General features: G+C 74.3%; 12 protein-coding genes. 6 read left to right on the top strand and 6 right to left on the bottom strand.

Annotated features, from left to right (window positions below; all coding sequences use genetic code 11):
• The first annotated feature begins 19 nt into the window (after window positions 1-19).
• Window positions 20-718 (top strand): TetR/AcrR family transcriptional regulator, encoded by a 699-nt coding sequence (locus ACP7TJ_RS18640; RefSeq protein ID WP_093765362.1) that lies wholly within the window; start codon window positions 20-22, stop codon window positions 716-718.
• On the opposite strand, the gene ACP7TJ_RS18645 is transcribed toward ACP7TJ_RS18640, so the two are convergent.
• Together ACP7TJ_RS18645 and ACP7TJ_RS18650 are read right to left on the bottom strand one after the other, a co-directional pair.
• A complete protein-coding gene (locus ACP7TJ_RS18645) occupies window positions 688-1,545 on the bottom strand; it encodes a MaoC family dehydratase (RefSeq protein WP_266548191.1) in 858 nt (285 codons plus the stop codon). The two genes, ACP7TJ_RS18640 and ACP7TJ_RS18645, sit on opposite strands and share 31 nt — an antisense overlap.
• A 1-nt stretch (window position 1,546) precedes the next feature.
• Window positions 1,547-2,854 carry a 3-oxoacyl-ACP reductase gene (locus tag ACP7TJ_RS18650; protein ID WP_427763992.1) on the bottom strand — a complete coding sequence of 436 codons (1,308 nt, stop codon included), beginning with the start codon at window positions 2,852-2,854 and terminating at the stop codon, window positions 1,547-1,549.
• A 100-nt stretch (window positions 2,855-2,954) separates the two neighbouring features.
• On the opposite strand from ACP7TJ_RS18650, the gene ACP7TJ_RS18655 reads away from it, so the two are divergent.
• Window positions 2,955-4,241, top strand: coding sequence for an acetyl-CoA C-acetyltransferase (locus ACP7TJ_RS18655; RefSeq protein ID WP_266399676.1), 1,287 nt, complete (start codon window positions 2,955-2,957; stop codon window positions 4,239-4,241).
• A 239-nt stretch (window positions 4,242-4,480) separates the two neighbouring features.
• A complete protein-coding gene (locus ACP7TJ_RS18660; protein ID WP_427763994.1) occupies window positions 4,481-6,403 on the top strand; it encodes an AMP-dependent synthetase/ligase in 1,923 nt (640 codons plus the stop codon).
• 7 nt (window positions 6,404-6,410) lie between these two features.
• Here the strand turns inward: ACP7TJ_RS18660 and ACP7TJ_RS18665 are convergent, their stop codons facing one another.
• From ACP7TJ_RS18665 to ACP7TJ_RS18675, 3 genes are read right to left on the bottom strand one after another with little or no spacing between them, the layout of a single operon-like run.
• Window positions 6,411-7,094 (bottom strand): class I SAM-dependent DNA methyltransferase, encoded by a 684-nt coding sequence (locus ACP7TJ_RS18665; protein ID WP_189911794.1) that lies wholly within the window; start codon window positions 7,092-7,094, stop codon window positions 6,411-6,413.
• Window positions 7,095-7,144: 50 nt separating this feature from the next.
• Window positions 7,145-7,441, bottom strand: a complete 297-nt coding sequence (locus ACP7TJ_RS18670) for an AzlD domain-containing protein (RefSeq protein WP_387620231.1) — start codon at window positions 7,439-7,441, stop codon at window positions 7,145-7,147.
• A gap of 14 nt (window positions 7,442-7,455) precedes the next feature.
• Complete coding sequence (locus ACP7TJ_RS18675; protein ID WP_427763996.1) at window positions 7,456-8,214, bottom strand: AzlC family ABC transporter permease; 759 nt, start codon at window positions 8,212-8,214, stop codon at window positions 7,456-7,458.
• A gap of 68 nt (window positions 8,215-8,282) precedes the next feature.
• Between ACP7TJ_RS18675 and ACP7TJ_RS18680 the strand changes: the two genes are divergently transcribed.
• Complete coding sequence (locus ACP7TJ_RS18680; protein WP_093765369.1) at window positions 8,283-8,849, top strand: helix-turn-helix domain-containing protein; 567 nt, start codon at window positions 8,283-8,285, stop codon at window positions 8,847-8,849.
• 79 nt (window positions 8,850-8,928) lie between these two features.
• Here the strand turns inward: ACP7TJ_RS18680 and ACP7TJ_RS18685 are convergent, their stop codons facing one another.
• The gene (locus tag ACP7TJ_RS18685) at window positions 8,929-9,132 is read right to left on the bottom strand and encodes a cold-shock protein (RefSeq protein ID WP_006133199.1); all 204 of its coding nucleotides are present in this window, start codon (window positions 9,130-9,132) and stop codon (window positions 8,929-8,931) included.
• A gap of 298 nt (window positions 9,133-9,430) precedes the next feature.
• Between ACP7TJ_RS18685 and ACP7TJ_RS18690 the strand changes: the two genes are divergently transcribed.
• Both ACP7TJ_RS18690 and ACP7TJ_RS18695 read left to right on the top strand, forming a co-directional pair.
• A complete protein-coding gene (locus tag ACP7TJ_RS18690) occupies window positions 9,431-10,279 on the top strand; it encodes a menaquinone biosynthetic enzyme MqnA/MqnD family protein (RefSeq protein WP_427764000.1) in 849 nt (282 codons plus the stop codon).
• A gap of 143 nt (window positions 10,280-10,422) precedes the next feature.
• Window positions 10,423-12,258, top strand: a complete 1,836-nt coding sequence (locus ACP7TJ_RS18695; RefSeq protein WP_427764003.1) for a serine/threonine-protein kinase — start codon at window positions 10,423-10,425, stop codon at window positions 12,256-12,258.
• The last annotated feature ends 38 nt before the right edge of the window (window positions 12,259-12,296 follow it).

A 12,296-nucleotide genomic window follows, 5' to 3' on the forward strand; every position in this document is an offset into this window, starting at 1 on the left:
GGACCGTACGCTGTGTCCCATGGGTGCCGTGAAGACGAAGCGGATGCCGCGTGCGGTCCGTGAACAGCAGATGCTGGACGCAGCCGTACGGACCTTCGGGAACCGGGGGTACATGGCCGCGTCGATGGACGAGATCGCCGAACTGGCGGGCGTGTCCAAGCCGTTGGTGTACCTGTACCTCAACTCCAAGGAGGACCTGTTCACCGCGTGCATCCGCCGTGAGGCCAGGGCGCTCACCGAGGCGGTGCGCGCGGGGGCCCGGCCCGAACTGCCGGCGGACCGGCAGCTCTGGTCGGGCCTGACCGCGTTCTTCACGCACACCGCCCGGCACCCCGACGGCTGGGCGGTGCTGCACCTCCAGGCGCGCACCCACGGGGAGGTGTTCGCCGCCGAGGTGGCCGCGATGCGCGCGGAGATCGTCGCGTTCGTGACGCAGCTGATCCTGGCCGCCGCGCGGGAGGCCCACCGGGACCCCGACCTGCGGGAGGCGGAGGTGTCCGGGCTGGCGGAGGCGCTGGTGGGGGCCGCCGAGTCGCTCGCCGACTGGGCCAACGCCACCCCCGGCGTCACCGCCCGGCAGGCGGCGACCACGCTGATGAACTTCGCGTGGGCGGGGCTCGGCGACCTGATGGCCGGGCGGCACTGGACACCGCCGGGCGACGGTGGGGGCGTGGACGCCCCGGGGGCTCAGAGCGAGGTCACCTCGCCGGTGAGGTGAACCCGGCCGCGGCCGTCGCGCAGGGCGAACCGCCCGCCGTCCGCCGCGTACGTCACCGTGCCGGGCAGCAGCACCGGCGCCCGGAAGTCGGCCCGGACCTCGGCCGCGTCCGGGACGCCGTGGGCGGCGAGGCAGCGGGCGACGGTCCACATGCCGTGCGCGATGGCGCGGGGGAAGCCGAAGAGGCGTGCGGTGAGCGGGTGCAGGTGGATCGGGTTGCGGTCGCCGGACGCGGCGCCGTAGCGGCGGCCCAGGTCGCCGGGAAGCCGCCACTCCTCGACGGCGGGCAGTTCGGGCTCCTCCGTCCGCGCCGGTTCCTTCGACGACGTGGTCCTGTGCCGGGCCAGGTAGGTGCTGCGCGACTCCCACACCACGGCGTCGCCGGCGCGCAGCTCCGTGACGACGGCGGCCTCGGTGCCGCGCCGGTGCGGGGCCAGTGAGTCGACGTACACGGTGAGGTCGTAGAAGGCGGCGGACGGGGTCACGCGGTGCCGGGTGATCCCGATCGACGTGTGCACGAGCCCGAGCAGCGGCAGCGGGAAGTCCCGTGCGCTCATCAGCCGCATCGCCAGCGGGAAGCCCAGCACGTGCGGATAGGTCGCCGGCAGGGTGTCCGCGGCGGCCGGGAAGCCGCACACCCGCGCGTACGCGGCGAGCCGCGCGGGGTCGGGGCGCAGGCCCGGGAGCACCAGCCGGGTGCGGGGGTGCGCGGCGGCCGGGTCCGGGCGGCGGAAGGGCGACAGGAGGGCGCCGCGGGCGAGCAGCGGGGCGAGGGACGGGGAGCGGGTGAGGACGGCCTCGGCCTGCTCCGGCGGGGTCGGCGCCATGTCACGCCCCCAGCAGGCTCTGGCCGCAGACGCGCACGACCTGGCCGTTGACCGCGCCCGAGCCGGGGTGGGCGAGCCAGGCGGTGGTCTCGGCGACGTCGACGGGCAGACCGCCCTGCGCGAGGGAGTTCATCCGGCGTCCGGCCTCCCGGATGAGGAGAGGGACGGCGGCCGTCATCTTCGTCTCGATGAAGCCGGGCGCGACCGCGTTCACCGTCACCCCGTGCGCGGCGAGCGCGCGGGGCGCGAGGGCGCGGACGAAGCCGGTGACGCCGGCCTTGCTCGCGCCGTAGTTGGTCTGGCCGGCGTTGCCGGCGATGCCCGCGATGGAGGCGGTGGCGACGATCCGGCCGTCGCGGCGCAGCGTTCCGGCCTCGAGCAGTGCGTCGGTGGTGCGCAGCACGCTGCCGAGGTTCACGTCCAGCACCGAACTCCACCGGTCCTTCGGCATGTTGACCAGACGGCGGTCCCGGGTGACGCCCGCGTTGTGGACGAGCACGTCCAGCCCGCCGGGGAGCGCCTCGGCGATGCGGGCGCCCGCGTCGGCGGCGGTCATGTCGAGCAGCAGCACGCTGCCGCCGATCCGTTCGGCCACCCGGCGGGCGTCGTCCTCGGCCTGCGGCACGTCGAGGACGACGACCTCGGCGCCGTCCCGGGCCAGGGCCTGGGCGACGGCCTCGCCGATGCCGCGCGCGGCGCCGGTGACCAGGGCGGTGCGGCCGGTCAGGGGGCGGTCGGCGTCCTCGGGGGCGGGGCTCTCCTGGTCGCCGACGGCGATCACCTGGCCGCTGACGTAGGCGGACTTGGGGGAGAGTAGGAAGCGCAGGGTGGACTCGGCGGCGGAGGCGTCGGCGAGGCGGACCAGGTTGACGGTCCTGCCGCCGCCGATCTCCTTGCCGAGGGAGCGGGTGAAGCCCTCCAGCGCCTGCTGGGCGGCGGCCTGGTGGTGGTCGGCGGTGTCGAGCGGGGCGCCGAGCACGACGATCCGGCCGCTCACGGCGACGGACCGGACGACGGGGTGCAGGGCGGCGTGCACCTCGTCGAGGTCCTCGACGGTGCGCACCCCGGTGGCGTCCAGGACGACCGCGGCGGGCTTGTCCGCGGTGTCGTCGGCGGGGAGCCCGGTGCGGGCGAGGACGGGGGCGAGGCCGAGGCGGGAGGCGCCCGCGGTGAGGTGGAGCAGCCCGCCGTCCAGCGCCGGGCGCTCCGCCGACCAGCGGCGCAGCGGGGCGGGCCGGGGCAGCCCCAGGCGGCGCGTGAGGAAGCGGCCCGGCGCGGTGCCGGTGAAGCTCAGATAGCGGTCGGCCATCGGGGACTCCCAGGGGTGCGTGCGAGGGGCTCACTCGGTGCTTACTCTGGAGTAAGGTTACCGGAGGTAAGCCTATGTCACGGTTGAGGAGCAGGTCGAGATGAGCACCCTGAAGCCGGCCGCCGTGCGGCGCGTCGCGGTCATCGGCGGCAGCCGCGTCCCGTTCGCCCGCTCCGACGGGCCCTACGCCACCGCCTCCAACCAGGAGATGCTCACCGCCGCCCTGGACGCCCTCGTCGACCGCTACGGACTCGAACAGCCCGGCGCGGTGGGCGAGTTCGTGGCCGGCGCGGTCCTCAAGCACAGCCGCGACTTCAACCTGGCCCGCGAGACCGTCCTCGGCTCCCGCCTCGACCCCCGCACCCCCGCCTACGACATCCAGCAGGCCTGCGGCACCGGACTCCAGGCGGTCGTCGCCGCCGCCAACAAGATCGCCCTCGGGCAGACCGAGGCCGCGGTCGCCGGCGGCTCCGACACCGCGAGCGACGCGCCCCTCGGCGTCAACGACGCCCTGCGCAAGGTGCTGCTCGAGGCGCGCCGCGCCACGTCCCTCGGCGCCCGCCTCAAGGCACTCGCCAAGGTGCGCCCCGGCCACCTCGTCCCCGACATCCCGCGCAACGCCGAGCCGCGCACCGGTCTTTCCATGGGCGAGCACGCCGCCGTCACCGCCCGCGCCTGGGGCATCACCCGCGAGGCCCAGGACGAACTCGCCGCCGCCAGCCACCAGCGGCTCGCCGCCGCCTACGAACGCGGTTTCTTCCAGGACCTGGTGGTGCCCTTCCGCGGCCTGGCCCGCGACCAGAACCTGCGCCCCGGCTCGACGGTGGAGAAACTCGCCACGCTCAAGCCGGTGTTCGGCCTCGACCGGCCCGGACCCACCATGACGGCGGGCAACTCCACCCCCCTCACCGACGGCGCCGCCGTCGTGCTGCTCGCGAGCGAGGAGTGGGCCGAGCGGCGCGGCCTGGAACCGCTGGCCTACCTCACCGCGTACGAGACCGCCGCGGTCGACTTCGTGCACGGCGACGTCGCCGACGGCGAGGACGGCCTGCTGATGGCGCCCGCCCACGCGGTCCCGCGCATGCTGGAGCGGGCCGGGCTCGGCCTGGACGACTTCGACCTGATCGAGGTGCACGAGGCCTTCGCCTCCCAGGTGCTCGCCACCCTGGCCGCCTGGGAGAAGCGCGGCCTGCCGCCCGTCGACCGGGCCCGGCTGAACGTGGCCGGCTCCTCGCTCGCCACCGGCCACCCCTTCGCCGCCACCGGCGCCCGCATCGTGGCGACCCTCGCCAAGCTGCTCGCCGAGCGGGACGCCCCCGGCCGCGGTCTGATCTCGATCTGCGCCGCCGGCGGACAGGGCGTCACGGCCGTCCTGGAGCGGCCCTGAGCAGCGCCGTTCCGGCCCGGACGGGGCATACCTGAGTGACCCTCACGTAACCCCCGACACTGCACACGCTTGATCCCGGTCCACCCCCGAACCGGCACGAACCCCTCACGCCGGAGCCGTACGATCCCCGCACGACCGGTGGCGTCCCGAGCCGCGGACGCCGCCGGTGAGCGCCTCGGCGTGCGAGGCACGTACGTCGTGGCACCCCGCAGTTCGCCTGCACGCCCCAGGAGCCGCCCGTGTCCACCCCGCACCACGCCACCGCTCTCGACGCCGACGTCCACGGGGCGCCCGTCCTCGTCCCGCCGGCCACCCGCCGGCTGGACGGGGCCGTCCGGGAGGCGTCCGTACCGCCGTTCGCACAGCCGGTGCGGCACGGATCCCTCGCCGACCTGCCGTTCGAGAACGCGAGCCTCGCCCCCGGCGACGTCGTCCTCAGCCGGAAGACCGGGGACGGTTCCTGGCGCGACGTCACCGCGGAGCGGTTCGCCGCCGAGGTCCTCGCCGCCGCGAAGGGACTCGTCGCCGAGGGCCTGAGGCCGGGCGACCGCGTCGCGATCATGGCCCGCACCGTCTACGAGTGGACGCTCCTCGACTTCGCCGCCTGGGCCGCCGGACTCGTCACCGTCCCCGTCTATCCCACCTCGTCCCCCTACCAGGCCCGCTGGATCCTCCAGGACTCCGGCGCCGTCGCCCTGATCACCGAGACCGCCGGCCAGGCCGCCGCGATCGGCCCGGAACTGCCGCACCTGCCCGACCTGCGGCATGTGTGGGTCATGGAGAAGGGGCACGTCGACGCCCTCGCGGACGCCGGGGCCCACATACCCGACCACGAGATCGAGGTGCGCCGGGGCATGCTCGGCCCCGACACCCTCGCCACCCTCGTGTACACCTCCGGCACCACCGGCCGCCCCAAGGGCTGCGCCCTCACCCACGGCAACTTCTTCGCCGAGGTGGACAACGCCATCGAGCTGCTCTACCCCGTCTTCCGGGACCGCACGGACGACGAGGCGTCGGTCCTGCTCTTCCTTCCCCTGTCCCACATCTTCGGCCACATGGTCGCCGTCGCCTGCGTGCGCGCCCGGGTGCGGCTCGGGCACGCGCCCAGCCTGGCCGCCGAGGACCTGCTGCCCGACCTGGCCGGCTTCCGGCCCACCTGCCTGCTCACCATCCCGTACATGCTGGAGAAGGTGTTCAACACCGCCCGCGCCAAGGCCGAGGCGGGCGGCCGCCGGTCCACCTTCGACCGCGCGGCGACGGTGGCCCGCCGCTACGGCGAGGCCCTGGAGGCACGGCAGACCGGCACCGGCAACGGCCCCTCCCGCTCCCTGAGGACGGCCCGCGCCTTCTACGACCCGCTGGTGTTCCGAAGAATCCGCAACGCCATGGGCGGCAGAGTCCGCTACGCCATCTGCGGCGGCTCCCCGCTGGGCCGCAGCCTCGCCGCCTTCTACGCCGGGGTGGGCATCGAGATCTTCGAGGGCTACGGCCTCACCGAGACCACCGGCGCCTCGACCGTCACACCCCCGCTGAAGCCCCGCCTGGGCACCGTCGGCTGGCCCTTGCCCGGCACGAAGATCCGGATCGCGGCGGACGGCGAGGTCCTGGTCTCCGGCGAGCACGTGCTGCGCGGCTACTGGGACCCGCAGGCGGGCGGGGTCGTGCCCGCCACCCGGGACGGCTGGCTCGCCACCGGCGACCTCGGCGAGCTGGACGACGAGGGCTATCTGACCATCACCGGCCGCAAGAAGGAGCTGATCATCACGGCGGGCGGCAAGAGCGTCGCCCCGGCCCCGCTGGAGAACTGGCTCCGCTCCCACCCCCTGATCTCCCAGGTGATGGTCCTCGGCGACCACCGCCCCTACGTGACCGCCCTGATCACCCTCGACCTCGACGGCATCACCCACTGGCGCCGGATGAACGGCAAGCACCCCGTCCCCGCGAAGCTCCTCGTCGACGACGAGGAACTGCGGGCGATCCTGCAGCGCGCCGTCGACGAGGCCAACAAGATGCTGTCCCGCCCCGAGTCCATCCGCCGCTTCGCCGTCCTCCCGGTGGACTTCACCGAGGAGGCCGGCCATCTCACGCCGTCCATGAAGCTGCGCCGCGAGGCGATCCTCAGGGACTTCGCAGACGACGTGGAGGCGCTGTACAGGAAGTGACCGGCCGTCAGCCGGCAGCGGCGCCCGGCGCGCGGGCTACGACGAAGGACTGCGGGGTGGTCTCACCCTGCCGGGTGTCGGCCTCCCGGACCGTGCGCTGCACCACGGCGAAACCGGCCGCCTCCAGCAGCTCCGAGACACGCTCCGGCCGCATCCGCCGGAAGTCCAGCGTGACCGGGTGGCCCCAGGGGCGCTCATGCCGCCGGGGCTCGTCGCCCGTCTGGAAGGCCAGCAGCAGATGGCCCCCGGGCGCCAGCACCCGCCGGAACCCGGCGTACACGGCGGGCAGGTCCTCCGGAGGCATGTGGATCGTCGAGTACCAGGAGACGAGGCCCCCGAGAGAGCCGTCGGGCAGATCCAGGGCGAGCATCGAGCCCTGCTCGAAGCGCAGCCCCGGGTTCTCCCGGCGGGCGATCGCCAGCATCGACTCCGACAGGTCCACGCCGTGGACGTCCAGACCGAGCGAGGCGAGATACCCGGTCACCCGGCCAGGACCGCAGCCCACGTCGGCCACCGGCGCGCCCCGGCCGACCAGTTCGGCGAACCCGGCCATCACGGCCCGGTCCAGCGGCATGGCGGCGAGGGAGTCCCGGAACATCGCGGCGTAGTCCTCGGCGATCGCGTCGTAGAAGGCGCGGGTGGCGCGGACGTGCTCCGGCTGGTCGGCGGGCGCGGGTCGGCTCGTGGTCATGGGCGGGACGCTACCGGCGGCCACTGACAGTCCCTCAGCACCTCGGGCCGCTACGGCACCCCGGCCGCCCGCAGCACCGCCGTCGCCGCCGCCGCGCCGAGCACCACCACGGCGAACGGCGCCCGACGCCACGCCAGCACCCCGCCCACGGCGACCCCGGCGGGCCGCGCCGGCCCCGCGAACTCCCCGCCCTCGGTCAGCGCCCCCGTCGCCAGCAGCGCCACCAGCAGCACCACGGCCCCGGCCGACAGCAGCACCCGCACCCGGTCCGGCAGCTCCACCCGCCCGTGCAGCACGGGCCCCACCAGCCGGAAGGCGTACGTCCCCACCGCCAGCGCGAGCACCATCACCGCCGTCCCGCTCACGCCCGAGGCTCCTTCCGCCTCGCGGACGCGCGTCCGTGCAGCGCCAGACCCGCCAGCGCGGCCAGCACCGGCACCCCTGCCGGTACGACCGGGGTGAGGGCCAGGGCCGGCACGGCACCGGCGAGGGCGGCCCGGCGGACACCGGCGTCCTCGCGCAGGGCGGGCAGCACCAGGGCGGCCAGGACGGCGGGAAAGGCCGCGTCCAGGCCGTAGCGGGCGGTGTCGCCCAGCGCGCCGCCGGCCAGCGCGCCCGCCGCCACGCCCGCGTTCCACACGGTGAACAGCCCGATCCCCGAGACCCAGAAGGCGGCACGGCGCCGGGCCGGGTCCCGCTGGGAGAGGGTGAAGGCCACGGTCTCGTCGGTCACCAGATGCGCACCGGCCAGACGGGCGAGCCGGGTCCGGCCGATGTGCTCGGCGACCGCCAGGCTGAACGCGGCCGTGCGGGTGTTGAGCAGCAGCCCCGTGGCGGCCGCCGCGGCCGGCCCGCCGCCCGCGAGGAGCACGCCGACCGCGCTGAACTGGGCGGAGCCCGCGTACACCACCAGCGACATCACCACCGGCACCCACACGGGCAGGCCCCCGGCGACCGCGATCGCCCCGAACGACACGCCGACGATGCCTCCGGCGAGACAGACCAGGGAGACGTCCCTGAGCAGCCCGGCGTCGACGGCCGACGGAGAGGGGCCGGGACCGGGCTCGGGCTGGGGACCGGGCTCGGGCTCGGGCGGGGGTGTTCGCTGTGCCGAACGCATGTTTTCTACAATGAACAGACACCCTAGCGTTCGTCAAGCCGAACGATTTGACTTCTGGAGCGAACGACATGACCGACGGCACGCCGTCCCGCCTGCCCCTCGACTGGATCGCCGCGGCCCTGCGCCGCGAGCGCACCCGCGCCGGTCTCTCCCTCTCCGAGCTGGCCAAACGCGCCGGGATCGCCAAGTCCACGCTGTCCCAGCTGGAGGCGGCCGGCGGCAATCCGAGCATGGAGACGCTGTGGGCGCTGGCGGTGGCGCTCGGGGTGCCGTTCAGTGCGCTGGTGGAACCGCCGGCGCCCATGGTCCAGGTGATCAGGGCGGGGGAGGGGCCGACCGTGCGCTCGGACCGGTCCAGCTATGTCGCCACCCTGCTGTCGGCGAGCCCTCCCGGCGCGCGGCGCGACATCTACGCGGTGGATCTGGAGCCGGGAACGGCGCGCGCCTCCGACCCGCACATTCCGGGGACGGTGGAGCACATCGTGGTGAGCGCGGGGCGGGTGACGGCGGGTCCCGAGGGCGAGGAGGCGGAACTCGGCGCCGGTGACTACATGGCGTATCGCGGGGATGTGCCGCACCGGTACGAGGCGCTGGAGCCCGGCACGAAATTCGTGCTGATCATGCAGCACGTCTGAAAAAGGCAGGAGCCCCGTTCGCCTTTCGGCGTGGGGCTCCTTGGGTACTGCTAATCGTTCCCGGATCGGAGGATCAGGGTCAGGCCGGGGTGACGTTCTCCGCCTGCGGGCCCTTCGGGCCCTGCGTGACGTCGAAGGTGACCTGCTGGTTCTCCTCGAGGGACCGGAAGCCGGTCGCGTTGATCGCGGAGTAGTGGACGAAGACGTCGGGGCCGCCGCCCTCCTGGGCGATGAATCCGAAGCCCTTTTCGGCGTTGAACCACTTCACGGTTCCGGTAGCCATAAGCCCTCCTTGGGCTCAAAGGGTTGCCCTGCTCCAGAACCAGCAAGTGTGAAGACTATTCCGCACAACTGCATCCGTCTGAGAACGACGAGAGCCCGCGGTCACATGCTCCGCAGGCTCTGTACTGCAAGGGAAACCAAACTGCAACTTGCGATGAGCCTAGCACGCAGAGGCTCGATCGCAATAGAGGCCAAGATCACGTCACCCGAATGTTTGAACACGTCGTTCGTCACGCGCGTGCGTTCGAACCGGCGGGGGCGACCGCCGCACCACCCGGCGCAAGGTCTAGCCTCACGATGTGGACAATCCTCGCACCCGGCCGCGCGTCGGTCACATCCAGTTCCTGAACTGCCTGCCCCTGTACTGGGGGCTCGCGAGAACGGGCACGCTCCTCGACTTCGAGCTGACGAAGGACACCCCTGAGAAGCTCAGCGAGCAGCTGGTGCAGGGCGACCTCGACATCGGGCCCATCACCCTGGTCGAGTACCTCAAGCACGCGGACCAGCTCGTCGCCTTCCCCGACATCGCCGTCGGCTGCGACGGCCCGGTGATGTCCTGCGTGATCGTCTCGCAGGTCCCGCTGGACCGCCTCGACGGGGCGCGGGTCGCCCTCGGGTCGACCTCCCGCACCTCCGTACGGCTCGCCCAGCTCCTCCTCGCCGAGCGGTACGGCGTGCGGCCCGACTACTACACCTGCCCGCCCGACCTGAGCCTGATGATGCAGGAGGCGGAGGCGGCCGTCCTGATCGGCGACGCGGCCCTGCGCGCCAACATGGTCGACGGCCCGCGCTTCGGCCTCGAGGTGCACGACCTGGGCGCGCTGTGGAAGCAGTGGACGGGCCTGCCGTTCGTCTTCGCCGTCTGGGCGGCCCGCAAGGAGTACGCCGAGCGCGAGCCCGTGCTCACCCGCACGGTGCACGAGGCCTTCCTCGCCTCCCGCAACCTCTCCCTGGAGGAGGTCGACAAGGTGGCCGAGCAGGCGGCCCGCTGGGAGGCCTTCGACGAGAAGACCCTGGCCCAGTACTTCACCACCCTCGACTTCCGCTTCGGCGCCCCGCAGCTGGAGGCGGTCGCGGAGTTCGCCCGCAGGGTGGGGCCGACGACGGGGTTCCCGGCGGACGTGAAGGTCGATCTGCTGACGCCGTGAGGCTGTGCGCCGTGATGCCGTGACGCCGTGACGTCGCGACTTGGAAGCGGGCGCCCGTGGCCGGTCCGGGACCCCCGCCCGGTCCGGCCACTACGCTGCCAGGTGGCAACGGCGTACCGGTGCGACGGGGGAGGGGTGGCGCCATGCGGCCGCTCGACACGGACGAACCCACGGTCGTGGGGCCCTACCGGCTGCTCGGCCGGCTCGGTTCGGGCGGGATGGGCCGGGTCTACCTGGGCCGCAGCGCCGGGGGCCGGACGGTCGCGGTGAAGATCGTGCACCCCCACTTCGCGCTCGACGAGGAGTTCCGCGCCCGCTTCCGGCGCGAGGTGGACGCGGCCCGCCGGGTCGGCGGCGCCTGGACCGCGCCCGTGCTGGACGCCGACCCCGACGCCCGCGTCCCCTGGGTCGCCACCGCCTACGCGGCCGGCCCCTCCCTCACGGCCGCCGTCACCGAGCTGGGCCCCCTGCCCGAGCACACCGTGCGCACACTGGGCGCGGGCCTGGCCGAGGCGCTGGCGGCGGTGCACGGGCTGGGCCTGGTGCACCGGGACGTGAAGCCGTCCAACGTGCTCCTCACCCTCGACGGGCCCCTGCTGATCGACTTCGGCATCGCCCGCGCCACCGACAACACGGCGTCCCTGACCTCGACCGGCGTCTCGATCGGCTCGCCCGGCTACATGTCCCCCGAGCAGATCCTCGGCAAGGACGTGACCGCCGCGGCGGACGTCTTCTCCCTGGGCGCGGTCCTCGCGTACGCGGCGACCGGCGCGGCGCCCTTCCCGGGCGACTCCGCGGCGGCGCTGCTCTACCGGGTGGTGCACGAGCCGCCCGAGCTCGACGGGCTGACCGGTGATCTGCGCGAGGTGGCCGAGGCGTGCCTCGACAAGGAGCCTTCCGCCCGCCCCTCCCCGGCCGACATCACCGGCCGCCTCGCCCCCGAGGGCGGCGCGGCCCGCCTGGTGTCGGGCGGCTGGCTGCCGGGCGCCCTGGTGGAACAGGTGAGCCGGGCCGCGGTGCACCTGCTGAACCTGGAGACGACGGCGGGCGGGCCGATGGCCGGTGCGGCCTCGGGCCCGGTGGGCTTCAGCAGCCCGTCGGTGGGGGAGGGGACGGACCTGGGCGGGCGGACGGGGGTCGCGGGAGCCGCGGGTGCGGGCGGCGTGACCTCCGAACCGTCGGCCACCGGCCAGGACTCGTCCGGGTCGGCCTTGTCCGGGTCGGCCCTGTCCGGGTCGGCCTTGTCCGGGGCGGTCGGCGGTGGGTTCGGGCCGCCGCCCGTCATGCCGTCGTCGGGCGGTGGGCCGGCCGGCACCGTCGTACCGGAGCCCCGGCACGCCCCAGGGGCGTCCGCCCCGCATCCGCCGACGGAACCGGGGAACGGAGGAGGTCCCGCGCCGGGCCGGCTCTCCCTCTCCGTCTCCGCGGCCTCGACGCCCGGCACCGGCGGACGGGGCCGGCGGGTCAGCTGCACGGTGGCGCTGGCGGTGGCGGGCGCGCTGGCCGCGGTGACCGTCGGTTCGGCGTTCGTGTTCGACCTGATGCCGGGCTCTCCCGGGGACGCGGACACCGGCCAGGGCCCGAGCGGCGCCCGGCCCTCCGCCTCCGCCTCCGCGTCCTCCGGCACCGTGCCCGCCGCCTACGTCGGCACCTGGGAGGGACAGGCCACCTCCCGCGAGAGCATCACCATCCCGCTCGGCACCTTCCGCGTCACCCTCAAGGAGGCGCGGGTCGGCGAGCAGGTCGGCACCCTGCGGCATACGGACATCTTCGGCGGCGTCTGCGACGACGTGCTGACCCTCAAGGAGGTCACCGCCCAGCGCATCGTCACGACCTCCGTGGGCGCGCCCGCCAACCGCGACGTGTGCAACCAGGCCCGCCACACCGTCCTGCTCACCCCGGTCGGCGACGACCTCGTCTACGAGTCGGACAGCAAGGACTCGGGACGGCCGGAGGCCCGGCTCTCGAAGATCAAGTAGCCGGGCCCGCGTCCGGGGCGGGGATCACCCGGGAAACG

Origin of the sequence: Streptomyces sp. DSM 41931, from assembly GCF_050271085.1 — a bacterium.
Taxonomy (GTDB): Bacteria; Actinomycetota; Actinomycetes; order Streptomycetales; family Streptomycetaceae; genus Streptomyces; species Streptomyces albogriseolus.

Excerpts from the sequence above, each read along its gene's own strand:
- ACP7TJ_RS18640 (WP_093765362.1), top strand. The coding sequence starts at position 20 with ATGGGTGCCGTGAAGACGAAGCGGATGCCGCGTGCGGTCCGTGAACAG.
- ACP7TJ_RS18645 (WP_266548191.1), bottom strand. The coding sequence starts at position 1,545 with ATGGCGCCGACCCCGCCGGAGCAGGCCGAGGCCGTCCTCACCCGCTCC.
- ACP7TJ_RS18650 (WP_427763992.1), bottom strand. The coding sequence starts at position 2,854 with ATGGCCGACCGCTATCTGAGCTTCACCGGCACCGCGCCGGGCCGCTTC.
- ACP7TJ_RS18655 (WP_266399676.1), top strand. The coding sequence starts at position 2,955 with ATGAGCACCCTGAAGCCGGCCGCCGTGCGGCGCGTCGCGGTCATCGGC.
- ACP7TJ_RS18665 (WP_189911794.1), bottom strand. The coding sequence starts at position 7,094 with ATGACCACGAGCCGACCCGCGCCCGCCGACCAGCCGGAGCACGTCCGC.
- ACP7TJ_RS18670 (WP_387620231.1), bottom strand. The coding sequence starts at position 7,441 with ATGGTGCTCGCGCTGGCGGTGGGGACGTACGCCTTCCGGCTGGTGGGG.
- ACP7TJ_RS18675 (WP_427763996.1), bottom strand. The coding sequence starts at position 8,214 with ATGCGTTCGGCACAGCGAACACCCCCGCCCGAGCCCGAGCCCGGTCCC.
- ACP7TJ_RS18680 (WP_093765369.1), top strand. The coding sequence starts at position 8,283 with ATGACCGACGGCACGCCGTCCCGCCTGCCCCTCGACTGGATCGCCGCG.
- ACP7TJ_RS18685 (WP_006133199.1), bottom strand. The coding sequence starts at position 9,132 with ATGGCTACCGGAACCGTGAAGTGGTTCAACGCCGAAAAGGGCTTCGGA.
- ACP7TJ_RS18695 (WP_427764003.1), top strand. The coding sequence starts at position 10,423 with ATGCGGCCGCTCGACACGGACGAACCCACGGTCGTGGGGCCCTACCGG.